The sequence below is a fragment of the Solirubrobacter soli DSM 22325 genome (assembly GCF_000423665.1).
GTDB lineage: Bacteria > Actinomycetota > Thermoleophilia > Solirubrobacterales > Solirubrobacteraceae > Solirubrobacter > Solirubrobacter soli.
In genome coordinates, this window is the sequence record NZ_AUIK01000016.1 from 311,560 (window position 1) to 337,326 (window position 25,767).

Consider the following 25,767-nt stretch of genomic DNA (forward strand, 5'->3'; position numbering starts at 1 on the left):
GGATGTCGAGATCGGCGGGGGCGCTCCGCTCTACCGATGAATTCATACGCCCGGGGGTGTCTAACCGTTAGATCGCCCCTCGAGGAAGGAGCACCGATGGATACGCCGCCGATCGTGTCGCCACAGGAATGGGACGCCGAGCGCGAGAAGCTGCTCGTGAAGGAGAAGGCGTTCACGCGCGCCCGTGACGCGCTCGCCGCCGACCGCCGCCGGATGCCGTGGATGGCGGTCGAGAAGGACTACCGCTTCGAAGGCCCGGACGGCGAGGTGAGCCTGCTCGACCTGTTCGAGGGCCGCCGCCAGCTGATCGTCTATCGCGCGTTCTTCGCGCCCGACGTCACGACGTACCCAGCCTCGGGCGGCGAGTACCCGACCCGGGCCTGCGTGGGGTGCTCGTTCGGTGCCGACCAGGTCGCCCACCCCGCCCATCTGAACGCGCGCGACACGACGCTCGTATGGGTCTCGCGCGCGCCCCAGGACGAGATCCAGGACCTCAAGCAGCGCATGGGCTGGGGCCTGATCCCGTGGTTCTCGCTCACCGACGACTTCGACAAGGACTTCGGCGTCGAGGAGTGGCACGGCCACAACGCGTTCATCCGCGAGGGCGACCGGATCTTCCGCACGTACTTCATCGACAGCCGCGGCGACGAGGCGCTCGGCACCACCTGGAGCTACCTCGACATCACCGCGCTCGGGCGCCAGGAGGCGTGGGAGGACTCGCCGGCGGGCTACCCGCAGACCCCGCCGTACCAGTGGTGGAACTACCACGACGCGTACGCCGCGACATGATGCTCGCCCACGTCGGAGGCGTCCCGGTCGAGGAGCTGCTGCCGCTGACGCCCGCGCTCGCCGCCGGGGCGGGCCTGATCCTCGCACGCGCCCGGGCCATGGCGGCCAGGGTCGTGCTTAGGACTCGCGGACCGGCTTCAGCGTCGCGAGCGGCACGGCGCTGCGCTCCCTCGGACGTTCGCCGAGTTTGACGACGACCACGCCCGCGATGATCAGCGCGCCGCCCGCGAGTTGGGCGGCGCCGGGGAGCTGGTCGAGCAGCAGCCACGCGAACGTCACGCCCGCGACGACCTCGAGCAATGCCACGAACGACGAGAGGCGCGAGCCGAGGCGGCGGCTGGCTTCGATCCCCGTGCAGTAGGCGAGGCCCGCGGTGACCACGCCGAGCCCGACGAGCGGGACCCACCACGCCCACGCGTCGCCCGCGTAGACCGGGGAGGCGGTGGTGGCTGACATCGGGAGAAGGCCGGTCACGCCCAGCAGGGCCAGGACCAGCGCGCCGCTCGCCAGGCCGGCCCCCGCCAAGGCGACCGGCGGGAGGTCGGCCCGCGGCTTCGCGGCGAGCACGAAGTAGGACGCGCAGCCGACCATCGCGAGCAGCGCCCAGGCCACGCCCGCCGGGTTCAGGTCCGCGCCCGAAAGCAGGTCCAGCACGAGCACGAGGCCGAGTGCCGCGAGGCCGGCGCCCGCGACCGTCAGCGGTCCGGGCCGTTCGCCGTTGCGCAGCCACAGCCAGACGACGACCGCGGCGGGCGCCGTGTACTCGATCAGCAGTGCCGGGCCGACGTCCATCCGCTGAACGGCCGAGAAGTACGCGAACTGCGCGCCCGCGACCGGCACGGCGCCGAACAGCAGCAGGAACCACGCGTTCGTTCGCAGCGCCCCCCAACGGCCGGACAGGGCGCGGAACGCCAAGGGCGCGACCACGAGCGCCCCGATCGCCAGGCGGGCCAGGACCACCGCTCCGGCGCTCCAGCCGGCGTCGAGCAGGCCGCGCGCCAACGAGCCGGAGAGCCCGAACGAGGCAGCCGAGGCGACCGCGAACGCCAACCCGATCCCGGTCTGCCTGTCATTGCTCATGGACGTCATGGCCGATGACCTTAGGCGACATCCTGTAAGATGTCAACGTGCTCTTTGCCTATGACACGGAGGCCTCGCTCAAAGCCGCGGTGTCGCTCGTCAACAGCGCGGCGGAGCCCGACACGCTGACGACGATCGCCGAGCTCGACGCGTGGTACGCAGAGAACGCCTTCACCGGGCGCCGCGACGGTGACGAGGCGGAGCTCCAAGCCCTCAGGGCCCTGCGCCCGACCTTGAGAGCGATCCTCCTGGCTGAGCGCGACGTCGCGGCGGAGCTCGTCAACACGCTGCTCACCGAGGCCCAAGCGCTCCCGCAGCTGCGCCGCCACGACGGGCTGGACTGGCACATCCACGCCGTCCCGAGCGAGGCGCCCCTCGACCGCCGCGTCGCGGTGGAGCTCGCGATGGCGATGATCGACGTCATCCGCGCCGACGAGCTCTCACGGCTCTCCGTCTGCGCCGACGATCGCTGCGAGGGCCTCGTGCTCGACCTCTCCCGCAACCGCTCGCGCCGCTTCTGCAGCACCGCGTGCGCCAACCGCAACGCGGTCGCCGCCTACCGCGCGCGCGGCAGGCGGCAGACCTGACCCGCGTCAGCCGACGCGGATCATCTTCTTGTTGACGAACTCGTCCGCGCCGAAGCGGCCGAGCTCACGCCCGAAGCCGGACGCCTTGACGCCGCCGAAGGGCAGCTCGACGCCCTCGGCGCCGACCGCGTTGATGAAGACCATCCCGGCCTCGATCTGGTCGGCGACGCGCAGCGCCTGCTCGGAGTCGGTCGTGAACACGTACGAGCCGAGGCCGAACGGCGTGTCGTTGGCCAGCTCGATCGCCTCGGCCTCCGAGCCCACCTTGTAGACCTGCGCGACGGGGCCGAAGAACTCGTCGGTGTAGGCCGGGTTGTCCTTGGTGATGTCGGTCAGGACGGCGGTCTTGAAGAAGTTGCCGTCGCGTCCGCCGCCGGCGGCGAGGGTCGCGCCGCCGTCGATCGCCTGCTTGACCTGCGCCTCGAGCCGGTCGGCCGCGGCGGTTGAGGACAACGGCCCGACGGTGGTGTCGGAGGACTCCGGATCGCCCGGCTCGACGGCCGTGAGCGCCGCCGTGAACTTCTCCACGAAGCCGTCGTAGAGGTCCTCGGTGACGATGAAGCGCTTGGCGGCGTTGCAGGCCTGGCCGCTGTTCTCCAACCGCCCGCCGACCGCCTGCTCGACGACCGCGTCGAGGTCGTCGGCCTTCAGGACGATGAACGGGTCCGACCCGCCCAGCTCGAGCACGACCTTCTTCAGGTTGCGGCCCGCGATCTCCGCCACGGCCGCGCCCGCGCGGCCCGAGCCGGTCAGCGACACGCCTTGCACGCGCGGATCGCCGATCACCCACTCGATCTGCTCGTTGGTCGCGTAGATGTTGATGTAGGCGTCCTTCGGCACGCCGGCGGCGTGGAAGATCTCCTCCATCGTCGCGGCCGACTCCGGGCACTGCGGCGCGTGCTTGAGCAGGATCGTGTTCCCGGTCACCAGGTTCGGGCCGGCGAAGCGGGCGACCTGGTAGTAGGGGTAGTTCCAGGGCATGATCCCCAGCAGCAGGCCGACCGACGAGCGGCGGATGAAGGCCGAGCCGTCGCCCTCGAGCAGCTCGATCGGCTCGTCGGCCATCAGCTTGGCGCCGTTGTCGGCGTAGTACTGGTAGATCGCGGCGCTGAACTCGACCTCGCCGCGCGCCTGCTCGACGGGCTTGCCCATCTCGCGGACGATGATCTCGGCGAGCTCGTCGCGCCGCTCGTTGTGGAGGTCGGCGACGCGCGCGATGATCGCCGCGCGGTCCTCCACGCTCGTGCCGCGACCCCAGGCCGCGTGCGCGTCGTGGGCGCGGCCGATCGCGTCCTTGAGCGCGTCGTCGCTGATGGTCTCGTACGTCTTGAGCGTCTCGCCCGTGGCCGGGTTGACGACGGCGTAGATGGAAGTGCTCATGGTCTCCCTCGTGGACGGGTGCGCATGGGCCGCAGGGGCCGTCCTGCGACTCTACTGACGTGGACAACGCGGGGATCGCCGACCACCTCGAGGCGTTCGCCGCGCTGCTCGATCTCGCCGAGGCGAACCCGTATCAGCCGCGCGCGTACCGCCGGGCGGCCGACACGATCCGCGCGGCACCGATGCCGGTCGAGGAGCTCGTTCGCACCGGCCGCGCGGCGCGGTTGCGGGGCATCGGCTCCGGGATCGAGGCGCGGCTGCGCGAGCTGGTCGAGACGGGGGAGATCGCCGAGCTGCGCGAGCTCGAGCGCGAAATGGTGCCCGGGCTCGTCGGCCTCGGGCGCTTCCTCGGGCTGACGACGAAGCGGTCGGTGGACATCGCGCGGGCGCTGGGGGCTCGCACCCCGGAGGAGTTCCGCGAGGCGGTCGCGGACGGACGACTGCGCGATGTCCCCGGAGTCGGCCCGAAGCTCGAGGCGCAGGTGCGCGAGGCGCTCGAGCGCGAAGACGAGCCGCGACCGGGGCTGATGCTCGACCGCGCGGCCGCGCTCGTCGGCGGTGTCGCAAGCGCGCTCGGCGGCGAGGTCGCGGGCGACGTGCGCCGGTGGCGCGACGCGTGCGAGGCACTGGTGGTCGTCTGCGCGACCGAGGACCCGGAGACGCTGCTCGCCCGCTTCGCCGCGCTGCCGCAGATCGTCGCGGTGCTCGGCGCGCCGGAGGCGCCCGCGGCGCCGCCGGCACCGGCGCATCGCCGGGGGTTGACCGTCGAGGGCGTGCCGGTCGACGTGATCGCCTCCCCGCCGAGCAGCTTCGGCACCGCCTTCGTGCGCGCCACCGGCACCGCGGCGTACGTCGCGGCGCTCGAACCTCTGCCTCACGCGCCGACGGAGGCCGGCGTCTACGAGCGGCTCGGCCTGCCGTGGGTCCCGCCGGAGCTGCGCGAGCGACCGTTCCGCGGCGAGCCGCCGGCCTTGCTGGAGCTCGACGACATCCGGGGCGACCTGCACTGCCACACGACCTGGTCCGACGGCCGCTTCAGCGTCGAGGAGATGGGCCGCGCGGGGCGCGCGCGCGGCTACGAGTACATCGCGATCTGCGACCACACGCCCGCCGTCGGAGCGGTGCGCGGCCTCACCGGCGACGACGTCCGCCGGCAGGCGGAGGAGATCGCGGCCGCGAACGAAGTGCTCGCCCCGTTCAAGATCCTGCGCGGGATCGAGTGCGACATCCTGCCCGACGGCCGGCTCGACCTGCCGGACGATGTGCTCGACGAGCTCGACTGGGTGCAGGCGAGCGTCCACGCGGGTCAGCGGACGCCCGGGCCTGAGCTCACGCGGCGCGTCGTGGAAGCGCTCCACCACCCGGCGGTCCGCTGCCTGAGCCATCCGAAAGGGCGGCTGATCGGGAGGCGGCCGGAGAACGCGCTCGACCTCGACCGCGTGTTCGAGGTCGCGCTCGAGCACGACGTCGCGCTCGAGGTCAACGGGCTGCCCGCGCGGCTCGATCTCAGCGGCGAGCACGTGCGCGAGGCGCTGCGTGCGGGAGTGCGGATCGTCTGCTCCACCGACACCCACTCGGTCGGCGGGTTTCAGAACATGCCACTGGCGGTCCACACCGCGCGGCGCGGGGGCGCGACGCGGGCGGATGTGCTCAACACCCGCCCGCTGAGCGAGCTCTAGTTGCCGTCGGGGTCGACCGTGCCGCTGACGGTCGTGCTGACGGAGACCGAGTAGACCGTCGGCGGCGTGTAGCCGGCGGGAGCGGCGGCGACGGCGGCCTGCCAGGCCTCGACGGCCTCGAGGTACGTCAGGTTGTAGAAGACGTAGCCGCCGATGCTGATCACCGACGTGACGGGCGCGGCGGCCGTGGTCGTGGCCGGGGCGGGCGTGGTGGTGGCGGTCGTCGTCGCGGTATTCGTGCGCTTGCCCTGATGCCAGCGGCCCGAAGGAGCGGCGGAGGCGGGGCTCGCGAGGACCGGGACGGCGGCGACGGCGAGGGCGACGACGGCGGCGCGGCGGATGCTGCGGATGGGGTTGTTCATGTCATCAACATCGGCCCGCCGCGGAGGTGACACGACCCTCGAATGTTGATGCTGCTTAACCCGTGGGGCCAGAAACCGCTTGCCGTGTCAGCCCCGCAACAGGCCGGTTTATGGCTTGCTCGAGCGACGTTCGCGGAAGTTGTCGAGCTGCTTGCGGGCCCCTTCCCACCGCGTGTGCGCCTCGGCCATCACGTTGTCCCACTCCTGGCGCACCTCGTCGTCCGGCGGCCGCTGTCCATGGCGGATCTTCTCGAGCTCGTCATGGATCTCGCGGCCGAGCGTCGCGGCCGCGACGACGACGAACATGACGCAGAACAGGGCCGAGATGATCGCCAGCACCGCGCCGAGCACGCCGTAGTGGTCGGCGTACGTGGTGAACTGGCGTGGCACGTAGATCGCGGCACCGAGTCCGTAGATCGCGAGCGCGATCGAGCCGATGATCGCGAACGGTGCGAGTGCGCGGTGCGAGATCCGCTTGGCGCTCAGCCAGTAGGCGCTCCACAGCAGGAAGACGCCGGCGATCGGGACGGTCACGAAGGTGGCGATGACGTCCGGCCCGTCCTGGCCGAGGAAGGCGTGGATCGCTCCGGTCACGAGCGCGTACGCGGCGAAGACGGCCGTCCAGCGCAGTCCGTTGAGCGTGTTGCGGTAGCTGAGCGGCGACAGGTCCCACGTCGACTCGAACACCCGCTGCAGCGTGCGGGTGAAGCTCAGCGCGGCGAGCAGCGCCAGGAGCAGGCCCATGACCGTCACGCTCGCGTCGTCGGCCGGCGTGAACGCGTCCTCGACGGCGCGCGCACCGGCGCCGGTGAGCTCGTAGCGCTTGACGATCCAGTCGGCGATGTCCGTGCCCCACAGGCTCGTCATCACGGTGCCGAGCGCGATGGTCAGCGGGATGGCGGCGGTCAGCCCGCTCGAGGCCAGCGCGATCGCGCGGTCGAAGCCGGCGACCTTCTGGAAGCGGTTGATGACGCGCAGGACGAACGCCGGGCGCAGCCAGAACGTGAGCGTCTTGAAGACGCGCCCCTTGTCGGCCCAGGCGCGCGAGGGCGATGCGTCGGCTGCGGCGCGCCGCGCCATGTGGCTGCGCCCCTCAGTCTCTCCCGAGCGCGGCCTTGCAGTCGGCGATCATGCCTTGCAGCTCCTGCTTGGCGCTCGTCGCCGCGGCCGCCGGGTCGTCGCTGGAGAGCACGACGTCGACCTGGTCGAGGAACGTGTTCCCGCAGTCCTTGATGAACGTCGCGTTCGCCTCGGCGGCCTTCGCGTCCGCCTGCGCCTGGTCGATCTCGGCCTGCGACTTGTCGGCGGCGGTGTTGGCGTCCGCGACGTTCTGCTTGGCCGCCGCGGCGTCCTTCTCCGCCTGCGCGGCCGCGGCCTGGGCGGACTCCAGCTCTTTCTGGGTGGCGGCGAGGTCCGACTGCGTGGTGCCGAGCTCGCTCTGCAGGTCCTCGTAGGCCGTCCGGTAGGAGTCGGCGGCGGCGGTGCCCGCCTCCTTGGCGTCCCCGACCTGGGCCGTGAGGTCCTTGACCTGGCCCTCGAGGTCGGAGACCTGGCCCTGGAGGTCCGTGACCTGCCCGTTCGCGTCGTCGAGGTCGGACTGCAGGCTCACGTTCCAGACGATCAGCGCGATCACGATCACGGCGAGCAGCGCGCTGATCCAGATGAACCAGTTGCGGCGCTTGGGCGCGCTCGGCTCGTCGGCGCTGACGTAGCGGGCGGAGATGGCCGTGGGCGCCTTCTGCGGGTCCGTCGTCGACATGCGCAAACGGTCGGGGGCGGGCGCCGCGCGCGCAAGGATGTCTGCACGTCGCTTTCGGGAGGCGCACGCCCCGCGATAGGCTCGCGGGATGCGACTGGCCCGTGCGCAGGCGATCGTCGAGGACGTCGTGGCGAGCGCGCCCGGTTCGGTGTCGGTGTTCGTCGCCGACACGCACGGTGAGCTGGTGGCGGCGGCGACGATGGACGGCGCTGCGGCGGACACGCGCTTGAACGCGCAGCGGAAGGCCTACACGGCGGCGCGCAGCGACGCGCGCTCGACGCGGGAGCTGGCCGACAAGGTGCGGGACGACCCGGTGGAGCGCGCGAGCTTCGACCCGTTCTTCACGTTCTTCCTCGGCGGTGTGGCGGTGTTCGAGGACGGCGTGCGGGTGGGGGCGGTCGGCGTCAGCGGGCTGCCCGGTGACGTCGACGAGCGGCTGGCGATCGGCGCGATCGAACGGTCAGCCGGTCCGGACGGGTAAGCTGCGGGCCATGGCTCTGCTCGCTTGCTCACTCCTCGCCGTCGTCGTCAGCTTCACGGTCGGCGCCTGGTTCTCAGGTCGCGGCTAACCGCGCCAGCAGCGCGCGCAGCGTCTCGAGCTCGTCGTCGTCGAGCGCGCTGAGCGCGGCGGGCGGCGTGGCGAGGATCTCCTCCGCCTGCCGCGCCAGTTCCTTGCCTTTGCCGGTCGCCTCGACCAGCTTCGCGCGGCGGTCGGTCGGGTGCGGCTTGCGCCGGGCGAGCCCGGTGGCCTCGAGGTCGTCGACGACCACGGTCGCGTTGGGCGCCTCGATTCCCATCGCGTCGGCGAACTCGCGCATCGACATCGGGTTGCGCGCCAGGCGGCGGATCGCGCGCGAGCGTCCGAAGCTCATGCCCAGCGCGTCAGAGACCTCGCGCCGGCGGGTGTTGTCGAGCACGAGGTCCGACATCAGCAGCCAGACCTCACGTGCGGCATCGGCGCTCATGCGCCCGCAGCCTACGCGACCTCCGGATTGAGGGCGGACGCCTTCGCCCACGGCGTCGTCGCGACGAGGCCGAGCACGAGGACGAGCGCGCCGCAGCCCGTGAGCGTCCACCAGCTCGCCGCGCCGACGGCGCCGACGATCGCCACCCCGAGCGTCATCCCCACCTGGCGCGACGTGGTGGCCGTCGCCGCCGCCACACCCGCCTGGGCGCGCGGCATCCCCGACACGGCGGTGTTCGTGATCGGCGCGTTGACGAACCCGAGGCCGAGCCCGAAGACGACATACGCCGCCACGAGCCATCCCAGCGGCGTCGTCGTGTCGAGCCCGACGAGCATCGCGCACGCCACCACGAGCGCGACGCCGGCGATCGCGAGCGGGAGCCGCGGGCCGTGCCGCCCCACCATGCGGCCGGACAGCGGCGATGCCACAACGGTCATCAGTGCCATCGGCGCCGTCGCGAGCCCTGCCTGCACCGGCGTGAGCCCGCGCGTCTGCTGGAGGAACAGCGTGTTCAGGAACAGGAACCCGCCGAAGGTGGCGAACGCGGCGATGCTGATGACGATCGCCGACGAGAACGGCACCGAGCGGAAGAACCGCGGACCGACGAGCGGGTCCTCGCGGCGCGGCTCGTAGCGCAGCAGGCCGACCAGCGCCGCGCCCGCCGCGGCCAGCGCGCCGACGATGAGCGGCGAGCCCCAGCCGCGCTCCGGCGCCTCGATGATCGCGAACGTGAGCCCGGAGAGCAGCACGATCACGAGGCCTTGGCCGACGGGGTCGAAGCGGCGCGGGCGCTCCGCCCGCGACTCCGGGAGGAAGCGCAACGCGAGGACGATCGCCGCGACGCCCACCGGCACGTTGATCCAGAAGATCGCCCGCCAGTCCAGCGCGGAGACGAGCGCGCCGCCGACGACCGGGCCGAGCGCCATCGAGAGCCCGAACACGGCGCCCCAGACGCCGACCGCCTGCGCCCGCTCGCGCGGGTCGGTGAACGTGTTGGCGATGATCGACATCGCGACCGGGTTGAGCATCGACCCGCCCACCGCCTGCAGCGCCCGGAACGCGATCAGCCACTCGACGGTCGGCGCCAGGCTGCACAGCAGCGACGCGACGGTGAACACCGCCAACCCGAGCGCCAGCACCCGCCTGCGGCCGAAGCGGTCGGCGGTCGAGCCGGCGAGCATCAGCAGGCTCGCGAGCACCACGGTGTACGCGTCGATCGTCCACTGCAGGCCGCTGACGCCGGCGTCGAGGTCACGCCCCAACGACGGCAGCGCGACGTTCACGGCGGTGATGTCGAGCCCGACGATGAACAGGCTCATGCAGCAGATCGCCAGGACTCTTACTTGCTTCGACATAATAGTTATTGAAGCATAACTGTTAATAGAACAAGAAGGGCCACCAGTTCTTCATCGGGCGCCCGTCGTCGTCGAGCGCGGTGTTGTCGAGGCCCGGCATGTTCTGGCGCCAGTAGACGACCCAGCGGCCCATGCAGTCCGGCGCGAGCTCGCGGAACGCCTCCAGCGCCGCGGGCGTCCACGGGCGCGCCTCCGACCCCGCCTGCCGCCAGGTCTCGATGGTCGACCGCACGGGGCCTGCGCCGTCGAGGTCGTAGTCGAAGCGCCCGTTGGGCATGAAGTGCACGTTCCCGCCGGCGGGGACGTAGTCCTCGACCCGGTGCTTGCGCCAGCCCCGCCGGTACTGCAGCGTGCACGGGGACGGGTACTCGACGTTGACCGGGCCCTTGAGGTAGAGCGACTCGAACGGCATGCCGTAGCGGCGGTCGAGATCGAGCATCGCGTACTCGCGGAAGTAGCGCTCGTAGTAGGGCAGCGCGCCGCAGGTCGCCATCCGCTCGAGCGAGTGGCCGAGGCTCTCCATCGCGCAGCCGATCCCGCGGGCGAAGTTGACGAACAGGATCCGCAGGCTGCGGCCGATCCACGGCGCGTGATGCTCGCCCGAGTTGCCCGCGTGGTACTCGACGCCGACCGGGTTCCAGGCCGTGTCGTAGCGGCGCTTGACCTCGACCGTCTCCCACGGCGCGCTGCGGTCGGTGTGATCGGCGAGCAGCCACACCTCGTTCACCAGGCCGCGCTCGGTCAGCTCCTCCAGCCGGAGCCCGTCGTGCAGCGGCAGCTCGTGCAACGCGGCGTAGTCGAAGCCGATCCCGTCGGTCGCCCGGGGAAAGCGCGCCGAGTTGCGGTCCAGCCTGCCGGCGGGCTCGGTCAGGTCGGTGATGCCCACGAGCTCGTAGTCGAGGAACGGCGGCGCGGCGGGGTCGCGGTAACCCTGCCAGCGCGACGACTCGCGCAGCGCCACGCACAGCCAGTCGAGCTGGGCGCGCGCATCAGCCTCGCGCAGGCCGTGGACGAAGTTCACCGCCAGCACCCGCGGACGCATCAGCCGGATGGCGTCGTGGTTGGCGATCAGCCACGGGTCCGAGTTGGCTGCGCTCTCGTCGTTCGGCCAGATCATCGACGAGCGCCTACGTGCCAGAACCGCAGGTCGTGTCGAAATGGCGGGTGCGCCGTTCGTTCGCCAGACATGGACATCATCGTCACAGAGTTCATGACCCTCGACGGGGTCGTTCAGGCGCCCGGTGGCCCGGGCGAGGACACCGACGGCGACTTCGCCCACGGCGGCTGGTCGCGGCCCTATTTCGACCCCGAGACGATGGGCGGCGCGTGGGACGGCGTGATCCAGCGCTCGGACGCGATGCTCTTCGGACGGCGCACCTGGCAGACGGCGGCGGACGCTTGGCCGAGCCAGAGCGGTGACCCGTTCTCGGACCGCATCAACGCGATCACCAAGTACGTCGCCTCGCGGACGCTGACCGAGGCTGACATGACCTGGAACGGCTCGAAGCTCCTCGCCGGCGATGCCGTCGCCGCCGTCCGCGAGTTGCGCGAGCGCGAGGGTCGCGGGATCTTCGTCCTCGGCAGCGCCACGCTCGCCGCGCAGCTCGCCGAGCACGACCTCGTCGACGAGTACGTGCTGATGATCGAGCCGATCCTCGTGGGCGGCGGCAAGCGCGTCTTCCCGGCCGACGGCCGCGCGCGCGAGCTCGATCTGGTCTCCGTGCAGACCGCCAAGACCGGCGTTCTGGTCTGCACGTACCGCGTGCGCTGAGGCGGCGGTTACTCTGTCCCTGGGACGGGACAGAGACATGCTTTTGCATCTCACCGCGGTGCTGGCGCTCGCCGTGGCCGTGCTCTACGGCTTCATCGGCCTCTACGTCGTCCCCAAACTCGCGCGGATCGCGGACCGGACGAGCGGCCTCCTGCGCGCCGCGCAGTACGGCGCGGCGGCGTTCTTCGTCGGCTGCGCGATGACCCACATCGCGCTCGCCGAGCACATGCTGGCGGTGCCCGAGCTGATCAAGGGGCACGAGTGGGCGCACCTCGCGCCGCACATCCTGCAGGTGTTCGGCGGCGCGACGTTCGCCCTGATCGCGTGGCGCAAGCTCGACGTGCGCCTGCAGACCAAGGACGAGGCGCGCTACGAGGCCGAGAGCGAGCGGCTGCGCGAGCAGCTCGAGCGCAGCCAGCGGCTCAACGGGCTCGGCCAGCTCGCGGGTGGCGTCGCGCACGACTTCAACAACCTGCTCGCCGTGATCGGCGGGTACGCGCGGATGCTCGACAAGCGCCTGGCGGACAACCCGGAGCTGCGCCTGCAGGCGGGTGAGATCGTCGCGGCGGCCGACCGCGGGGCGGAGCTGACCCGCCAGATGCTCGTCTTCAGCCGCGGCACCGCGCCCGAGATCCAGACCAGCGACCTCAACCGCGCGATCGAAGGCTCCGAGACCCTGCTCCGGCGCGCCGCGGGCGAGCTCGTCGAGCTGCGGCTGATCCTCGCGCGCGACGCGCCCGCGGTCGGGCTCGGGCGCGGGCGCATCGAGCAGATCCTGCTCAACCTCACGCTCAACGCGCGCGACGCGATGCCCGACGGCGGCAAGCTGACGATCCGCACCGACGTCGACGACGACGTCGTGCGACTGACGGTGCTCGACACCGGCGAGGGCATGCCCGAGGAGGTCAAGGCGCACGCGTTCGACCCGTTCTTCACCACCAAGGCCGAGGGCGAGGGCACCGGCCTCGGGCTCTCGGTCGTGTATGGCATCGTCGAGCGGGCGGGCGGGAACATCGACCTCGACTCGAGCCCGGGCATGGGCACGTGCTTCGCGATCGACCTCCCGCGCGCGCACGGCGCCGCGGCCGAAGCGCCCAAGACGAACGGCACGGCCGGAAGCCTGCGCGGCGTGACCGTGCTCGTCGTCGATGACCAGGAGGCGGTGCGCGAGCTCACGGTCAAGATCCTCCAGCAGCACGACGCCCACGTGGTCGGCGCCGCCAACGGGGAGGAGGCGCTCACGCTGCTCGCCCAGCACGAGGAGGCGATCGACGTCGTCGTCACCGACATCGTGATGCCAGGGATGTCAGGCACCGAGCTCGCTCGCCGGCTGCGCGGCGAGCGGCCGGGCCTCCCGCTCGTCTACTTCTCCGGCCACATCGGCGACGTCGACCGCCCGGACGACGGCCCGCTGGTGGAGAAGCCGTTCACGCCGGAGGCGCTCGTGTCGGCGATCGGCGACGTCCTCCCGGCGCGGCTCTTGAACTGATCGACATCGTGGTGGGATGGCCGAAGTCGCTTCCTCCTGCAGGGGTTGGGCTCAGAGCGCGGCGAGTTCTCCTGGCGACAAGCTGTCCAGGCCTAGCGTCTTGAGCGTCCTGGCCCCCTGCGCACGGAAGTCGCGCGCGAGCACGACTGACGCGATCGTGATCACGGAGTCGATCACGGGCGTAGGGACGTCGAGCCGGGCGGCGAGATCGGCCATGAAGACCAGTGAGTAGCCGACATCCTCGGTCAGATAGCGGTGGTCGAGCTCACTTTGCGCCTTGATGCCGAGGAACCCGGGTGCGGTGCTGTAAGCGGTTGAGTAGTTGTGTTCGCGCATGTACCCCTGCCGGACGCCGATGGCGGGCTCGGACAGGACCGAAACGCCGAGCGCGCGGGCGATCGCGAGCCGCTCGTGGTCAACCGCCTCGATCAGCCGGCCGACGCTCTCGGTCACGCCCTCCTCGTAGAACAGGAAGTCGCCCTTCGTGCGCTCGAGCAGCCCCGCGTTGAGCAGCGTCACCGCGGGATGGATGACCGGGTTGCCGTTCTGCAGCGTGGTCTGGAACACGCTCGCGGCCTTCTCGACGGCGGGCCAGACGTCCTTGACGAGCTCGTACAGCCGATCAGTCCCGCCGCGCGGCAGCCCCGCGAGATACACGTCGGTCGTGAGCTTGAGGTAGACGTTGACGACGCCCGGGTCCGTGACCCGCACCGCGTAGGGCAGCGTGCTGGTCTCGCCGACGACGATCCGGTCGTCGTCGAGTTCCAGCCCGGCCGCGCGCTTGAACGCGATCGCCCCGGCGCACGACCCGGGGCAGACCAGCACAGCCATCCCGGCGGTCAGGTAGCTCGCGGCGACTTCGGCGAGCGCCTCAGTCGCGTACGTCGGCGCGACCACGATCACGAGCTCGGCACCGTCCAGCGCCTCCTCGACGTCGTGGCCGGAATACCGGATCGACGCGAAGCCCTCCAGATCGCCGCCCGCGCTGATCCCGCCCGCCGCCTTGACCGCGACCACGTTCGTCCCGAACTCAGGCGTCGCGTACAGGGACACCTCGTGGCCATGCTGGGCGAAGTCGAACGCCGCCGCGACCCCTCCGTTACCCGCTCCCAGAACCGCCACCCGCATCACGACCTCCCGGAGTAGACACCCACCCTAGATCGCCTTCGGCATCGGTGCAGCCCACCGCCTGCACCTCAGGCAGTGGACGATCCGCCGGGTACTCCACGCGACCACATCGGCGAGGATACGGCGGACCAGCTCGCAAGACGGCGTAGGTGTTGGCGTCGGTGGTGTCGCGCACGGGCGTTCATGGCGTACGTGCCCGGGGGCTGATCGTCATGCCCTGCACGGGCGCCGGCCGCCGATGATTCCGGCCAGCATCGGGCTTGCCTTGCCGCGCGTCCGGATGTAGCCGGCGTCGACACCGACGTCGTCGCCCCGCACCGCACCCACGCGGCACAAAGAGCCACTCGTCCGCGATCAGCGCCGGGTGTCCGGAAACCTGGGCACGCCGCGGGCCCTACGAGGTCCCGCCCAACGTCGGTTACCAACTAGCCTGCGCTTGACGCCATCGCGGCGGCTACGGCGTCAGCCAGCCGGGCTCTGTGACCAACTCGCTCGGGTTGATCGAACCTCCATCGAGATCGAGGGCGAACGCGTCCCGTTCGAGGCATACGGAGCAGCGGCAGGACGCTGGGTGGGACTCGGCCCTTGGCGGACGTTCGCGGTCTTCGTCCACGCGATCGACATCGGCCCCGAGCGCGTTCGGTTGCGCATCACCCAGCGCGCTTACTGAGGGAGAACCGAGATCACGTCGACGTCTCGCCCCGCTTCTCGACGGAACGAGCAGCGCGACCGAGCTTACGGCCACTCCGCTGTGGTGATCGCGGTCAGGTTCATGCCGACGACGAACGCGATGGTCATCATCGGCGCAGGTTTGCGCCGCTGCAGGCCTTGGCATCGCCAACACGATCGCGCCCTGACGCTCATGGCGCCCGTAGCTTGGTGCGGGCGCCGGTCTTCAGCCACAGCTCGCACCCGCTCATCAAGGGTGGCCCGGTGATGTCGGACAACTTCTGGCGCTCAGGCCTGATGACCTCGACCGGGACTCCGAGCGACTCGATCCGCCGGGCCAGATCACGTCGAAGCCTGCTCGATGTGCGATTGGGAAGCGTCGAGATGATGATCCGGTCGTACGCGTTCGTTGCGACGAGATTTCGTACCGCTGCGAACGGGTCCCCGAGCGTGCCGGTCAGTCCCGTCACCGGACCACCGGCCGCGCGTTCGAGTAGCGAAAGTGCGAACTCGAGCGTCCAGTCGGGATGCTCGGCCCTGGGCGCATCGGGGATCAGAACCGAGAAGGCCGTCGGCTGCCGACGCGCGTATCGCCTCACCGCAGCGACGAGATCGGGCGTGGCGGCGGTGCGGTTGGCGACGACCAAGACGCGCAGCGGCAACACCGCGAGATCGACGTTGTCGCGGCCGACGCTCACGAGACCCACGATACGAGGCTCGAGCGCAATCAGGCCCGTGGCGGTAAGCACCTCGTACGAGGACCACCGACGTCACAGGGGCACGGTCCTCGGCGCGCGTCCGTGAGCGCCGCGAACGCCCGATGGTCGCCCCCACGGGCTCGGATCAGAGCGCTCTCGTTCACGAGCGAAGTCTGGCATCGCGGTCACGACCATTGCGACACCACCGCTGCTCGAAATTCGTCGGCGAGTTTCGCCCACAGGCCGGGTCAGAACCGCAACAGGCAAATTCGTGAAAGGAGGCGCACATGCTGCATCCCGCTCTCGCTCAAGCGCTCGCCACCGCTCACATCGAGGACCTCCATCGCGCGGCCGCTCGCAGGCGGGCGATCCGCTTCGCCCGTCCCGTCGCGCACCAGCCACACCCGTACCCGAGAACGGTCGAGAACCCGCCACTCCTTCCCGAGGTGGTGCTCGACACCGACGTCCAGGACAACTCGCTCGACCTTGACGGCACGACCTTCTCGTGGCGAAAGCGACAGCCGACGCCTCACGGTCGGGCGCACAGCGGAGCTGCCCAGACGCGAGGTGATGCACCACACGGGTGCGCCGACGTGATGTGACGGCGCCGAAGATCTCGGAGGAGTCGCCGGTGCTGACCGCCGTGCGGCAACCGCCGTTGGCTCACGCCGCGGCGTCGGTGGTGTCGAGCGCGAGGGAGGACGAGAGGTCGCGGTAGGCATCGATCTGTGCCTGGCGTTCGGCGAGCTTGTCTTCTGCTTGGGCGATCGCGTCGGCGCCGGCGATGAAGCGAAACGGCGGCTGCGGCGCACCGGCAAGGGTCACCAGCGCCTGGGCGAGCTTGGCCGGGTCGCCGCCCTGCTTGCCGTTCATGCCGTCCCAGAACTCGCGCTGGGCGGCGTTGCGCTCGGCGTAGTCCTCGATCGACGCCGGCGCGTAGTTCGTGGACTCCTGGGTGAGCAGTTCGGTGCGGAAGAAGCCTGGGTTGACGACGGTGGTGCGGATGCCGAACGGCTCGATCTCGGGTGCGAGCGACTCCATCCAGCCGTCGACGCCGAACTTCGACGCCGCATAGGCGCTGCCGTACTCAAAGCCCGCGAACCCGGCCGAGGAGGAGATCGTGATCACGTGTCCGGCGCGCTGGCTGCGCATGACCGGCAGCACCGCGCGGGTGACGTTCATCGGGCCGAGCAGGCTGACGGCGAACTGGCGCTGCATCTGTTCGGGCGTGAGCTCCTCGAAGAAGCCTGCGTAGAAGCTGGCCGCGTTGTTGACCAGCACGTCGACGGTGCCGAAGCGTTCGACCGTCGCCTTGACCGCCGCGGCGATCTGCTCGGGGTCGGTGACGTCGAGCGCGAGCACGAGCAGGTTCTGGGCGTCGCCGAGCGCGTTGGCGACGGTGTCGGGGTTGCGGCCGGTGGCGACCACGTTGTGTCCGGCGGCCAGTGCGGCGTTGGCGATGTCGACGCCCAGGCCGCGGCCGGCGCCGGTGATGATCCATGTCCTGGTGTCAGTCATGCCCCAAAGAAAGCGCCCGCCGGCGCGCAGTGGGAGTCTCTGATGACCCAGGTACCGGCAGTACCTCCCACTCCGCAGCATCCCGATCTAGGCTCGGAGTCGTGGACACCAGGGACGAGATCCGCGAGTTCCTGACCTCGCGCCGGGCGAAGATCACGCCGCAGCAGGCCGGCCTGCCGGTCTTCGGCGGCACCCGCCGCGTCCCAGGGCTGCGCCGCGAGGAGGCCGCGATGCTCGCCGGTGTCAGCGTCGACTACTACACGAAGATGGAACGCGGCGACCTGCGCGGCGTCTCCGAGGGAGTGCTGGAGGCGCTCGCCCGGGGGCTTGGGCTCGACGAGGCCGAACGAGCGCACCTGTTCGACCTCGCTCGCGCGTCCGGGCCGATCTCTACCGCGCGCCGCCGCCACGGCGCGGCGCAGCGCGTGCGGCCGAGCGTGCAGCGCATCATCGACGCGATGACTCACGCGCCCGCGTTGGTGCAGAACCGGCGCGGAGACGTCCTGGCTGCCAACCGGCTCGGCTACGCGCTCTATTCCGAGATGGACCTCGCACCCGGGCGGCCGGCCAACCACGCCCGCTTCGTCTTCCTCGACCAGCGCTCGGAGCGCTTCTTCGTCGAGTGGGACCGCGTCGCCGACGACACCGTTGCGATGCTCCGCACCGAAGCCGGCCGCAACCCCCAAGACCGCAACCTCAGCGACCTCGTCGGCGAACTCTCCACCCGCAGCGACCAGTTCCGCACCCGCTGGGCCGCGCACAACGTCCGCGCCCACCAGACCGGCGCCAAGCGCTACCACCACCCCGTCGTCGGCGACCTCACCCTCACCTACGAGATCCTCGAACTCGCCGCCGACCCAGGGCTGGACCTCCTCGCCCTCAGCGCCGAGCCCGGCACCCCCTCCGACGACGCACTCAACCTGCTCGGAAGCTGGGCGGCCACCACCGAGCACGCCGCCGACCAGGCCTGACACGGCGCAGCGAGGAGTCGGAGCACCCCGTACCGCGCTGCTGCTTGAGGCACAAGCGAAAGTGTCGCTTCTCGACGGCCCGCCGGCGTGCGGTTTCGACGCAAGCGCATCGCGATCACGGCGCTCGCCGGCGAGTCGCGACCTCGTCCATCCAGCCGAAGAAGTCCGGCAGAACCTCTTCAAGCGAGGCGAGCCCCTCGAAGCGACGCTCCTCCACGCCCATCACCCCGACGACGTCGGACCACGCGGACGCGCCGTCCAGCGTGGCTCTCAACCGGACCTGGCGGCTCGGCCTGGACTCCCCGTCGATCAATAGCTCGGAAAGCGGGTGGCTACACAGCCGGGCGCCGCTCAGCAACTTCTCCTCACGCCGCGTGCCAGCACCTCGACGAACTCGTCATGAAAAACGAGGAGGTGATGGTGGGTGTCCACGAGCATGGTGTCGCCACGGCCCCACTCGTACCCGGCGCCGTAGTGCTCAGCCTCGTACGCGTGCCGGTCACGCAACCACGCCGACGGGCGGATCAGCGCTAGGGCCGGAACCCACTGTTGCCCCTCAGGCGGCTCATACGGGCAGTGCTCACCGCGTGACATCCGCACCGCGTCGAGACCTTCGAACGAGGCCACGACCGTCGCCTCGCCGCTCGCAAGGTAGCCCGGGGAGACAGCTCCGCGAACACGAGGACGGCGAGCGCGAACTTCTCGGTCGTCTCGGCGAGTACCGACCGGCCTCCTGACTTCGTCGAATGAGAGCACAGAGGTCCACGCGTACCGCCTGGGCGAGCGTCTCCTGTTGGGTTGATTTGCGATCGACCCGGCTAGGCGGCGAGTTGTCCTCGACGGTGTCGTCGCCCTACTCGTCTGGATGCGTCCCGACGCGGCGCATGACGAAGCGAAGTACCTGGAGGACGACGATCACCGCCACGGCCCCGATGACGAACCCCTGCACCGACGCGCCGTCGGCACCGAATACGAGGGCTCCCAGGGCGGCGCCGACGAGGATGCACACGGCCAGCAGCACATCGTCGAGCAGCGTGCGTTGCATGAATGGCGGCAACTTGCGCCAAGGCGATCTCATGACGCACGCTACCTCGGCGCCTCGCATGTGAGCAATCAGGACTTCGCCCTGACCTTTCGGCCGCTTCGCTCATTCGGGGCGCTGCGGACCACGGCTGTATCGCAGCGCACATCCTTCGAGGGTGCTGGCGCGAGCATGGCGGCGATGAGTTTTGTCGATGTCGCGGGTCTCAGTTCGAGAACCCGTACGTCCAAGGAGGACCGCGCGATGTCGCAGCAACCCCAGATCGAGCACCGTGGCGCGCAGCTCTACGCCGCAATCCCGGCCGAAGTCACGATGGAAGGCTTGGCCGGCGCCGTTGATCACGGGTTTCCGGAGCTGTTCGGCTGGCTCGCCGAGCACGCTCTCAACCCCGCTGGAGCGCCGTTCATCCGCTACCTCAAAGTCGACATGGGCGCCGAGTTGGAGATCGAGTTGGGAGTTCCCGTCGCCGCCGAGCCGACGGGCGACGAGCGCGTCCGCGCCGGCGTGCTCCCGGCCGGTCGCTACATCACGATGGTGCATGTCGGGCCCTACGACGGTCTCGTGCAGGCCAACGCCACACTGCAGCAGTGGGCGCACGAGCGAGGGATCAGCTGGGAGATGGATGACGACTCGAGGTGGCGCGGGCGCGTCGAGCGGTACTTGACGGACCCTGCTCAACAGCCCGACCCGTCCGGCTGGGAGACGGAACTGGCGTACCTAGCCGCCGACGATTGATCACGGCTCAACGGGACACCGACGGCTACCGCGTGTCGGTCATGCCGCGACGCCGAGGCGCCCGGCGAGGGGTTGGACGCTGAGTTCCATCAGGAACGCGAGTTGGTCTGACGGCAGCCAGGTCCGCATCGTCGCGATGACGCTCGCTCGTGCCGCTTGGGGGTCGTGCCAGTCGGCATCGCGCACGGCCCCGAGCATGGTCTCGATGTAGCGTTCCTGCCAGTCGAGGACCTCCAGTCCTGACGGATCGCCGTGCCCAGGGTGCAGCGTCGTCGCGGGCGCGAGTTCCTCACGGAGCCGGCGGATGCTCGCGAGCCATGGCTCGTAGAACCCGTCGGCGAGATAGCAGTGCGTGCGGTCGTAGGCGATATCGGCGGAGAACACGCGCTGGGGCTCGCGCGTCAGCGTCCAGATCGAGTCGGCAGGCGACTCCGAGGGCCCGAGGTCGGTGACCGTCAACGCGATGTCGCCGAGCTCGATCGTCTCGCCGTCCTTGACGACGTCCGTCGGGAACGCGCGCTCCGCGGGCCACTCGTCGCCGATCATCGGCCGCAGGATCTGCTCCTTGACCGGGTCGTCGCGGCGGATGACCTCGTGCACCCGCTCGGTCGCGAACACCGGCACGTCACGACCGGCGACGAGCTCGACCAGGCCGCCGTAGTGATCGGGGTGCGCGTGGGTGAGCACGACGCCCAGGAGCGGCTTGCCGAGCGCGTCGGCGAGCGCGCGCACACCTAACCCGCCGGTGACCGTCAGCGTCGCGTCGACTCCGACGATGCCGTCGGAGCCCTCGATCAGGTACGCGTTCACGGGCGTGTTCGCGACCTCGGATCGGTATCGATGCACGAGCAGGGAAGCCATACGACGACGCTAGGGACATGGGAACCGATCGACAAGTAGGCACCTTTTGGTGCCTACTTGTCGTACGATCGTGACATGGACGAGTCACTGACCGCTCAGCCGAACGTGCTTGATCAGCACTGCGAGTCGCGGCAAGCGCTCGACCGGATCGCCGACAAGTGGACGTGCCTGGTCGTGTACGCGCTCGTCGACGGCCCGCGGCGTCACGGCGAACTGCGGCGAGCGATCGACGGCATCTCGCAGAAGATGCTCACCCAGACGCTGCGCAGCATGGAGGCCGACGGCCTCGTGCTCCGCACCGTCCTCGATCGCGTGCCTCCCGCCGTGGAGTATCGCCTGACGCCGCTCGGCGAAACGCTCAAGGACCCGCTCGTGGCGATCTGCCGCTGGGCGATGGAGCACCTGCCCGAGTTGCAGCAGGCCCGCCGAACCGCCGCTCGCTGACCACCGACTCGGTCGAGCGCAGCGAGGTCGAGCCGCTCAGAGGGTACGGCCGGGTCCGAGATGTACACGGTCAGCGAGGAGCAGATCGCGACCGCTCGCCAGCCATCGTCGCCACCCCTCGAGCTCACAGTCACGCGACCTCGCACCGCAGACCAGTAGTACAGGCGACTCAATTTGAGCTTGCGTAGCACCAACCAACACGACGTCAGTCGTGGTGTTGGTCTACTTCAGGCGCCGCTCCCGTCAGCCCGTACTTACGGTTCCAGCGGTCAAGATCGGTGACCTTGGCGTGGCCATACAAGACGCGGCGCAACCTGGTGCGCACGCTGAGCTGGACACGCCGCCCCGGTGCCAGAGGGCAATCGAGCCGAGCCAGCGCCTCGCGATCTACCCGCCACTCGACGCTGTCGTGCGCGGGTATGACCTCCGGAACTCCCTCCAGCCCGGGTGACATCTCATACGAGTAGCTGAACTTATTGCGGTCCCAGTAGACGCCAAGCCGAAATCCCACGACGCGGACGTCGTAGTCACTTGGATTGGTGATCGTCGCCTCGACCGCCTCGGCGGTCGAGGTCCACCACGCCTCGCATGCGACGTCTAAGCCGCCTCGACGCTCGAGTCGCGCCTGCCGCCACGTGTAGACCTGCCAGCAGAGCGCAAGAGTCGCAACGATCGCCGCGTAGAGCGCCACTGGGTCCACGACGCGACTCTACGCAATCGGGCTACCGCCGTGGGGGGCGATCGCGCGCTCCCACAGGGTCGTTGATTGGCGAGTCGCGCGAAGCGCCGATCGCGTCAGCCACGTACGAACTCGTGTCGCCCCGCTCAGGCGGGAGTGCGGCGCTGCTACGAGCCGCATCAGATGCGTTACGCGCACCGGCCGACCGCAGCAGGTCCAGAGCGTGTTGACTGAACGCCGGCCACGCCAGCGCATCGAGATCGTCCTGCCGCCGGGAGGAGTAGCTGGTCTGCTCGTCAGGAGCGGGGATGTTGCTCATGCGCCTCCTTCAGCATGGAGGTCGGCGCGTTCGCGACAGTGCCTGACCTCGGGTGCGTCCCCATTGGTGCCGGATGCGGTCTGTGCAGAGTCCGCACGGATTTCACGAACGACAGACGCGCGCGGACGGTCGCGAAATGCTGCCTTCTCGGGAGCTACTCATCTGTTGCACACCTCGCCTGCGCCCATCTAGCGTCGACACCGCCGTGTGGAAATGCATCTTCGCTCCCGCGGCGTTGCTGATCGGGTGCGCCGTCTGCGCCGCTGCGCATGCCACACCCGCGGCCGCCGCGTTGCCCCCCGGGTACTCGGTCGTCGCCGACGAGTCCGGTGCCACGACCTCGGGTCCGCTGGGCGGGAGCGGGTCGCTCTCAGGGAGCGGCCAAGGCAACGTGAACTACGGGTATGCGCGCGAGTGCGCGCCGAGCCAGGACGGCGGTCCGTTCTCCGTCGGACGGTACCCGCCCGCCACGTGCGATCAGCTCGGAAGGCCATTCAATCCCACAGGCTCGCCGGAGCAGCCGAGCGGATTCTGGTTTTCCGGCAACGCCAACTGCTCCAACGCCGGTCGGCCGTTCTCGGGCGCGACCTTTACCTGGCACGCGCAGTTGCCGCAGTCCGGCCGGTGGCACGTCGATGTGTACATCCCCACGTGGACGTCGTACGGGTTCGGCGATCAGTACACGATGACATCGGCCGACGGCCAGTTCCAGAACTCGGGGTTCAATCAGCAGGCCGATCACGGTCGCTGGGTGAACCTGTTCGGCGCCTATCAGTTCACCGCCAACGTGGACTACACCGTCCAATTGGCATCGATCGACCAGGCTGATTCCAGCTGTCACTATCAGATGGCGGACGAGATGCGGTGGGTCTACGAGGGCTCAGCGACGACGATCCCGGCCAATGTCGCCCCTCCGTCGATCGCCGGGAGAGCGAAAGAGGGCGAGACGCTCGCCGAATCGCACGGAAGTTGGACGAACGAACCAGCCTCCTATCAGATCCGCTGGAAGGACTGCGACGCCTCAGGCAGGAATTGCGTGCCGATCCCGGACGCGACCGGGCAGTCCTACACGCTCACGGCCAGCGATGTGGCGCACACGGTCGTCGTCGAAGAAACCGCGACCAACTCCAGTGGATCCGGCGCGCCCGCGACATCCGCGGCAACCGGGATCGTCGCGGCGGCCCCGACGGTCGTCGTCGGCAGCGGAACCGGTGGCGGCGATGCCAATGGAGGTGGTAGTGGTGGTGGCGGTCCAGGCGTCAACCTGGCACGCCTCAAGTACGTCTTCAAGAGCACGCGAACGTGGACGACGTTCAGCACGCTCACCGTCAGCCGGATTCCCGCCGGTGGCACCGTGCGCGCTACTTGCGACGGCCACGGGTGTCCGCGCAAGGCCTTGCAGGTCGCCGGGAGGCACACGGTGTCGCTAAGACGGTTCGTCGGCCGCCGGCTTAGACCCCGTGCCAAGGTCCGCATCGCCGTATCAGCTCCGGGCCTGCAAACGAAACACTTCACGCTGACCGCGCGAGCCGGAAAACCCCCGAGGCTCTCGTGAACCCGACGAGCGGCCGCGCAAACCACGCTCGGCAGCCTCACATCGGCGTATCGGGAGACCGATGGCCCCGTTCTACGTAGCGCTCGGCATTCTGGGCGCCTTCTGCATCATCGCCGCAGCCTCAAACGGCAAATTGCGTCCCGAGGTGGCAGGGCACAAACTCCCTGCCTCGCCACCCCTCTCGAACCCCGAGCGAGTCATGCTCCTCGTCGTCGGCGTCGTGTTCTTCGCGGTCGCCGTGGTCATGCCACAGATCAAGCCGGGACGAGCGTCGCCCACCACAGCGGGACCCACAGCCGGGCCTCCCGTAGGCACGACTCCAACGCCGGTCACCACCGTTCTCCCTGCGCACCCCGTCTATCTCAGGCATCTGCGCCCGCAATCAGGCGACGAGCCGACGCGCGGGGACACCCAAATCGGCGACCGTGACTTCCCCAACAGCATCTTCTATAAGGATGTCCCTAGCAACGAGTCGAACGCGTCCGCGTGCCAGCACGTAGCCGACCCGACCTGTCGAGGGACGGGCTACACCTTGGCGGCCGCTCGATACCACCGGTTCTCGGGCATGCTCGGCGTCACCGGATGCCCCGACGACACCGCTACCTGGTCGTTGATCGTCGACGGCGATGTCGTCCGGACGCACACCGTCCCAATCGACAACGCACCTCACCGGGTGTCGGTCGCCCTGCCTCACGGCAACGATCTCGAGCTCGTCGTGAGCAGTTCGGGATTCTCGGGCGCCGCGTGCGGCAGTGTGGACATCGTGTGGGGCGATGCACGGCTCAGCTGAGCGGCCGCGGAGCAGTCGTCTCGGTGTGTTGTGTGCGCAAGCCGCGGACACGCTCAGGCCAGGCGACGCCACCCGACATGATCGGCAAACCGCGCGTACACGCGGACTGACCCAGGTGCGTGTTCTGATTGCGCCTCGGACGCGCGGGCCGGCTACACGGCCGGCACTTCGAGGTTGTGGCGGAGTCGATCGTGGTAGTGGGCGAATTGCCGGCTCATGACCCGGGCGACGATCGGGCCGGCGAGCCGCATCGGGCCTCGTAGCGCGCCCTCGGCGACGAACAGCACGCGCGTCCCGGTCTCGGTGGCGGTGAAGGTCCACGTCCCGTCGATCGGTTGCGGGCCTTCCACGACCTTGACGCGGAGCCGGTGTGGTCGATCGAACTCCGCGAACTCGGCGATCTGCTGGAACTCGCGCATGCCCGGTGGCTTGGTCCACTCGCGCACGCGGTAGCCCTGCCGCGGCGGCCCCGCGGTGAGTGCCTCGACGCGGGTCTTGGACGTCTGCCAGTCGCGGAGGGTTCGCACGTCGGTGACGTAGTCGAACACCGCCTCCGGCGGGCAGGCGATCGTGAAGGTCTGGGTGATCCGCATCAGCTGCTCCGGGCACGCTGAAACCGGGGCGACCGTACCAGTTCGACAACGTCGCCATCGACCGTCGTCACGCCGAGGTCGCGAAGGGCCGACACGCGGTGGTGCCCGTCGCTGAGCCAGTAGCGCCCGTCGACCCGGTACACCGTCACCGGCGGCACGGGGTCGCCGCGTCGATAGGCCAGCCAGAGTGGCTTCCAGCGGGCGGCTGCGCTCCGGTCAGGCCGAAACTCACGGTCGAATTGCCGGGCCTTGGCCGGCTCGACGGTCCCTGCGATCGCGTCGAGCTCGATCGCCTGCACGCCGACCGCGCGGGTCGTCCAGCCCGGCGAGAGGTCGAGGACCTCCAGCGGGGCGGAACGCCGACGCCGACGCCGACGCCGGCGCACGAGGCGCTCGAAGTGCTCCTGGGCGTCGGCGGCCGATGAGGCCGGGGAGAGGCGGTCGAGTGCGAGCAGCGCAGCGGCGAAGAGCCCGATGATCGTCAAGGTGCTGCTCAATCGGATCATCGCGAGCGAAGCGATGGCGATGAGGGCGATGCGCATGGTGGCC

At 70.0% G+C, this 25,767-nt stretch carries 28 protein-coding genes; 11 read left to right on the forward strand and 17 right to left on the reverse strand.

Translation table 11 applies throughout. The annotated features are described in order from the left end of the window. Nucleotides 1-96 precede the first annotated feature (96 nt). On the forward strand, nt 97-789 hold the full coding sequence (locus G569_RS48180; RefSeq protein ID WP_037496319.1) for a DUF899 domain-containing protein: 693 nt from the start codon (nt 97-99) through the stop codon (nt 787-789). A 117-nt stretch (nt 790-906) separates the two neighbouring features. On the opposite strand, the gene G569_RS0113590 is transcribed toward G569_RS48180, so the two are convergent. After that, nucleotides 907-1,869 carry an EamA family transporter gene (locus G569_RS0113590; protein WP_037496540.1) on the reverse strand — a complete coding sequence of 321 codons (963 nt, stop codon included), beginning with the start codon at nt 1,867-1,869 and terminating at the stop codon, nt 907-909. 47 nt (nt 1,870-1,916) lie between these two features. Here G569_RS0113590 and G569_RS0113595 point away from each other — a divergent pair, with 47 nt between their 5' ends. Then, entirely contained in the window at nt 1,917-2,456 is a 540-nt protein-coding gene (locus G569_RS0113595) for a CGNR zinc finger domain-containing protein (RefSeq protein WP_028063805.1), read from the forward strand. Nucleotides 2,457-2,462: 6 nt separating this feature from the next. Here G569_RS0113595 and G569_RS0113600 read toward each other — a convergent pair whose 3' ends face one another. Further along, complete coding sequence (locus tag G569_RS0113600; protein ID WP_028063806.1) at nt 2,463-3,836, reverse strand: NAD-dependent succinate-semialdehyde dehydrogenase; 1,374 nt, start codon at nt 3,834-3,836, stop codon at nt 2,463-2,465. Nucleotides 3,837-3,895: 59 nt separating this feature from the next. On the opposite strand from G569_RS0113600, the gene G569_RS0113605 reads away from it, so the two are divergent. Then, on the forward strand, nt 3,896-5,515 hold the full coding sequence (locus G569_RS0113605; RefSeq protein ID WP_028063807.1) for a PHP domain-containing protein: 1,620 nt from the start codon (nt 3,896-3,898) through the stop codon (nt 5,513-5,515). Here the strand turns inward: G569_RS0113605 and G569_RS0113610 are convergent. The 3 genes from G569_RS0113610 to G569_RS57880 form a co-directional block, all read right to left on the reverse strand. After that, nucleotides 5,512-5,877, reverse strand: coding sequence for a hypothetical protein (locus tag G569_RS0113610; protein WP_028063808.1), 366 nt, complete (start codon nt 5,875-5,877; stop codon nt 5,512-5,514). The two genes, G569_RS0113605 and G569_RS0113610, sit on opposite strands and share 4 nt — an antisense overlap. Nucleotides 5,878-5,985: 108 nt before the next feature. Next, nucleotides 5,986-6,957 (reverse strand): YhjD/YihY/BrkB family envelope integrity protein, encoded by a 972-nt coding sequence (locus tag G569_RS48185; protein ID WP_053226320.1) that lies wholly within the window; start codon nt 6,955-6,957, stop codon nt 5,986-5,988. Nucleotides 6,958-6,970: 13 nt separating this feature from the next. Then, complete coding sequence (locus tag G569_RS57880) at nt 6,971-7,636, reverse strand: hypothetical protein (protein WP_028063809.1); 666 nt, start codon at nt 7,634-7,636, stop codon at nt 6,971-6,973. 88 nt (nt 7,637-7,724) lie between these two features. Between G569_RS57880 and G569_RS48195 the strand changes: the two genes are divergently transcribed. Further along, complete coding sequence (locus tag G569_RS48195) at nt 7,725-8,117, forward strand: GlcG/HbpS family heme-binding protein (RefSeq protein ID WP_037496321.1); 393 nt, start codon at nt 7,725-7,727, stop codon at nt 8,115-8,117. 73 nt (nt 8,118-8,190) lie between these two features. Here G569_RS48195 and G569_RS0113630 read toward each other — a convergent pair whose 3' ends face one another. From G569_RS0113630 to G569_RS0113640, 3 genes are read right to left on the reverse strand one after another with little or no spacing between them, the layout of a single operon-like run. Continuing rightward, nucleotides 8,191-8,601 (reverse strand): MarR family transcriptional regulator, encoded by a 411-nt coding sequence (locus tag G569_RS0113630; RefSeq protein ID WP_028063810.1) that lies wholly within the window; start codon nt 8,599-8,601, stop codon nt 8,191-8,193. Between the two features lie 11 nt (nt 8,602-8,612). After that, on the reverse strand, nt 8,613-9,920 hold the full coding sequence (locus G569_RS48200) for a DHA2 family efflux MFS transporter permease subunit (protein WP_245602483.1): 1,308 nt from the start codon (nt 9,918-9,920) through the stop codon (nt 8,613-8,615). A gap of 58 nt (nt 9,921-9,978) precedes the next feature. Further along, nucleotides 9,979-11,073 (reverse strand): hypothetical protein, encoded by a 1,095-nt coding sequence (locus tag G569_RS0113640; RefSeq protein ID WP_028063811.1) that lies wholly within the window; start codon nt 11,071-11,073, stop codon nt 9,979-9,981. Nucleotides 11,074-11,142: 69 nt separating this feature from the next. Here G569_RS0113640 and G569_RS0113645 point away from each other — a divergent pair, with 69 nt between their 5' ends. Both G569_RS0113645 and G569_RS48205 read left to right on the forward strand, forming a co-directional pair. Continuing rightward, complete coding sequence (locus G569_RS0113645) at nt 11,143-11,727, forward strand: dihydrofolate reductase family protein (RefSeq protein ID WP_028063812.1); 585 nt, start codon at nt 11,143-11,145, stop codon at nt 11,725-11,727. Nucleotides 11,728-11,764: 37 nt separating this feature from the next. Continuing rightward, complete coding sequence (locus G569_RS48205; protein ID WP_084284890.1) at nt 11,765-13,216, forward strand: hybrid sensor histidine kinase/response regulator; 1,452 nt, start codon at nt 11,765-11,767, stop codon at nt 13,214-13,216. A gap of 51 nt (nt 13,217-13,267) precedes the next feature. Here G569_RS48205 and G569_RS0113655 read toward each other — a convergent pair whose 3' ends face one another. The 3 genes from G569_RS0113655 to G569_RS0113675 form a co-directional block, all read right to left on the reverse strand. Further along, a complete protein-coding gene (locus G569_RS0113655; RefSeq protein WP_028063813.1) occupies nt 13,268-14,344 on the reverse strand; it encodes an NAD/NADP octopine/nopaline dehydrogenase family protein in 1,077 nt (358 codons plus the stop codon). An 860-nt stretch (nt 14,345-15,204) separates the two neighbouring features. Next, a complete protein-coding gene (locus tag G569_RS0113665) occupies nt 15,205-15,711 on the reverse strand; it encodes a hypothetical protein (protein ID WP_037496326.1) in 507 nt (168 codons plus the stop codon). A gap of 663 nt (nt 15,712-16,374) precedes the next feature. Then, complete coding sequence (locus G569_RS0113675) at nt 16,375-17,229, reverse strand: SDR family NAD(P)-dependent oxidoreductase (protein WP_028063815.1); 855 nt, start codon at nt 17,227-17,229, stop codon at nt 16,375-16,377. A gap of 101 nt (nt 17,230-17,330) precedes the next feature. On the opposite strand from G569_RS0113675, the gene G569_RS0113680 reads away from it, so the two are divergent. Then, on the forward strand, nt 17,331-18,200 hold the full coding sequence (locus tag G569_RS0113680) for a helix-turn-helix transcriptional regulator (protein ID WP_028063816.1): 870 nt from the start codon (nt 17,331-17,333) through the stop codon (nt 18,198-18,200). Nucleotides 18,201-18,315: 115 nt separating this feature from the next. Here the strand turns inward: G569_RS0113680 and G569_RS0113685 are convergent, their stop codons facing one another. Together G569_RS0113685 and G569_RS0113690 are read right to left on the reverse strand one after the other, a co-directional pair. After that, nucleotides 18,316-18,474 (reverse strand): hypothetical protein, encoded by a 159-nt coding sequence (locus G569_RS0113685; RefSeq protein ID WP_157592013.1) that lies wholly within the window; start codon nt 18,472-18,474, stop codon nt 18,316-18,318. 77 nt (nt 18,475-18,551) lie between these two features. Next, a complete protein-coding gene (locus G569_RS0113690; protein ID WP_028063818.1) occupies nt 18,552-18,827 on the reverse strand; it encodes a hypothetical protein in 276 nt (91 codons plus the stop codon). 238 nt (nt 18,828-19,065) lie between these two features. Between G569_RS0113690 and G569_RS61030 the strand changes: the two genes are divergently transcribed. Further along, nucleotides 19,066-19,977 (forward strand): GyrI-like domain-containing protein, encoded by a 912-nt coding sequence (locus G569_RS61030; RefSeq protein WP_084284891.1) that lies wholly within the window; start codon nt 19,066-19,068, stop codon nt 19,975-19,977. Between the two features lie 39 nt (nt 19,978-20,016). On the opposite strand, the gene G569_RS0113705 is transcribed toward G569_RS61030, so the two are convergent. Beyond that, a complete protein-coding gene (locus G569_RS0113705) occupies nt 20,017-20,838 on the reverse strand; it encodes an MBL fold metallo-hydrolase (RefSeq protein ID WP_028063821.1) in 822 nt (273 codons plus the stop codon). A 75-nt stretch (nt 20,839-20,913) separates the two neighbouring features. On the opposite strand from G569_RS0113705, the gene G569_RS0113710 reads away from it, so the two are divergent. Next, nucleotides 20,914-21,282: a winged helix-turn-helix transcriptional regulator gene (locus G569_RS0113710; protein ID WP_028063822.1), complete on the forward strand. Its 369-nt coding sequence runs from the start codon at nt 20,914-20,916 to the stop codon at nt 21,280-21,282. A 205-nt stretch (nt 21,283-21,487) separates the two neighbouring features. Here the strand turns inward: G569_RS0113710 and G569_RS0113715 are convergent, their stop codons facing one another. After that, nucleotides 21,488-21,982 (reverse strand): hypothetical protein, encoded by a 495-nt coding sequence (locus G569_RS0113715; RefSeq protein WP_157592014.1) that lies wholly within the window; start codon nt 21,980-21,982, stop codon nt 21,488-21,490. Nucleotides 21,983-22,671: 689 nt separating this feature from the next. On the opposite strand from G569_RS0113715, the gene G569_RS0113720 reads away from it, so the two are divergent. Both G569_RS0113720 and G569_RS0113725 read left to right on the forward strand, forming a co-directional pair. Further along, complete coding sequence (locus G569_RS0113720; protein WP_157592015.1) at nt 22,672-23,835, forward strand: golvesin C-terminal-like domain-containing protein; 1,164 nt, start codon at nt 22,672-22,674, stop codon at nt 23,833-23,835. Nucleotides 23,836-23,896: 61 nt separating this feature from the next. Beyond that, on the forward strand, nt 23,897-24,625 hold the full coding sequence (locus G569_RS0113725) for a hypothetical protein (RefSeq protein ID WP_157592016.1): 729 nt from the start codon (nt 23,897-23,899) through the stop codon (nt 24,623-24,625). 152 nt (nt 24,626-24,777) lie between these two features. Here the strand turns inward: G569_RS0113725 and G569_RS0113730 are convergent, their stop codons facing one another. Then, nucleotides 24,778-25,218 (reverse strand): SRPBCC family protein, encoded by a 441-nt coding sequence (locus G569_RS0113730; protein WP_028063826.1) that lies wholly within the window; start codon nt 25,216-25,218, stop codon nt 24,778-24,780. Beyond that, nucleotides 25,218-25,760 carry a ParB N-terminal domain-containing protein gene (locus tag G569_RS57885; RefSeq protein WP_028063827.1) on the reverse strand — a complete coding sequence of 181 codons (543 nt, stop codon included), beginning with the start codon at nt 25,758-25,760 and terminating at the stop codon, nt 25,218-25,220. The genes G569_RS0113730 and G569_RS57885 overlap by 1 nt, the downstream gene beginning before the upstream one ends. Between the last annotated feature and the right edge of the window lie 7 nt (nt 25,761-25,767).

Bases quoted from the DNA above. Each gene is read 5' to 3' on its own strand.
- G569_RS0113600 (WP_028063806.1), bottom strand. From the start codon at position 3,836: ATGAGCACTTCCATCTACGCCGTCGTCAACCCGGCCACGGGCGAGACG.
- G569_RS48200 (WP_245602483.1), bottom strand. From the start codon at position 9,920: ATGAGCCTGTTCATCGTCGGGCTCGACATCACCGCCGTGAACGTCGCG.
- G569_RS0113705 (WP_028063821.1), bottom strand. From the start codon at position 20,838: ATGGCTTCCCTGCTCGTGCATCGATACCGATCCGAGGTCGCGAACACG.
- G569_RS0113610 (WP_028063808.1), bottom strand. From the start codon at position 5,877: ATGAACAACCCCATCCGCAGCATCCGCCGCGCCGCCGTCGTCGCCCTC.
- G569_RS0113730 (WP_028063826.1), bottom strand. From the start codon at position 25,218: ATGCGGATCACCCAGACCTTCACGATCGCCTGCCCGCCGGAGGCGGTG.
- G569_RS0113640 (WP_028063811.1), bottom strand. From the start codon at position 11,073: ATGATCTGGCCGAACGACGAGAGCGCAGCCAACTCGGACCCGTGGCTG.
- G569_RS0113725 (WP_157592016.1), top strand. From the start codon at position 23,897: ATGGCCCCGTTCTACGTAGCGCTCGGCATTCTGGGCGCCTTCTGCATC.
- G569_RS48205 (WP_084284890.1), top strand. From the start codon at position 11,765: ATGCTTTTGCATCTCACCGCGGTGCTGGCGCTCGCCGTGGCCGTGCTC.
- G569_RS0113710 (WP_028063822.1), top strand. From the start codon at position 20,914: ATGGACGAGTCACTGACCGCTCAGCCGAACGTGCTTGATCAGCACTGC.
- G569_RS48180 (WP_037496319.1), top strand. From the start codon at position 97: ATGGATACGCCGCCGATCGTGTCGCCACAGGAATGGGACGCCGAGCGC.
- G569_RS0113630 (WP_028063810.1), bottom strand. From the start codon at position 8,601: ATGAGCGCCGATGCCGCACGTGAGGTCTGGCTGCTGATGTCGGACCTC.
- G569_RS0113645 (WP_028063812.1), top strand. From the start codon at position 11,143: ATGGACATCATCGTCACAGAGTTCATGACCCTCGACGGGGTCGTTCAG.
- G569_RS0113590 (WP_037496540.1), bottom strand. From the start codon at position 1,869: ATGAGCAATGACAGGCAGACCGGGATCGGGTTGGCGTTCGCGGTCGCC.
- G569_RS48185 (WP_053226320.1), bottom strand. From the start codon at position 6,957: ATGGCGCGGCGCGCCGCAGCCGACGCATCGCCCTCGCGCGCCTGGGCC.
- G569_RS48195 (WP_037496321.1), top strand. From the start codon at position 7,725: ATGCGACTGGCCCGTGCGCAGGCGATCGTCGAGGACGTCGTGGCGAGC.
- G569_RS61030 (WP_084284891.1), top strand. From the start codon at position 19,066: ATGCGTCCCGACGCGGCGCATGACGAAGCGAAGTACCTGGAGGACGAC.
- G569_RS0113675 (WP_028063815.1), bottom strand. From the start codon at position 17,229: ATGACTGACACCAGGACATGGATCATCACCGGCGCCGGCCGCGGCCTG.
- G569_RS0113655 (WP_028063813.1), bottom strand. From the start codon at position 14,344: ATGCGGGTGGCGGTTCTGGGAGCGGGTAACGGAGGGGTCGCGGCGGCG.
- G569_RS57880 (WP_028063809.1), bottom strand. From the start codon at position 7,636: ATGTCGACGACGGACCCGCAGAAGGCGCCCACGGCCATCTCCGCCCGC.
- G569_RS57885 (WP_028063827.1), bottom strand. From the start codon at position 25,760: ATGCGCATCGCCCTCATCGCCATCGCTTCGCTCGCGATGATCCGATTG.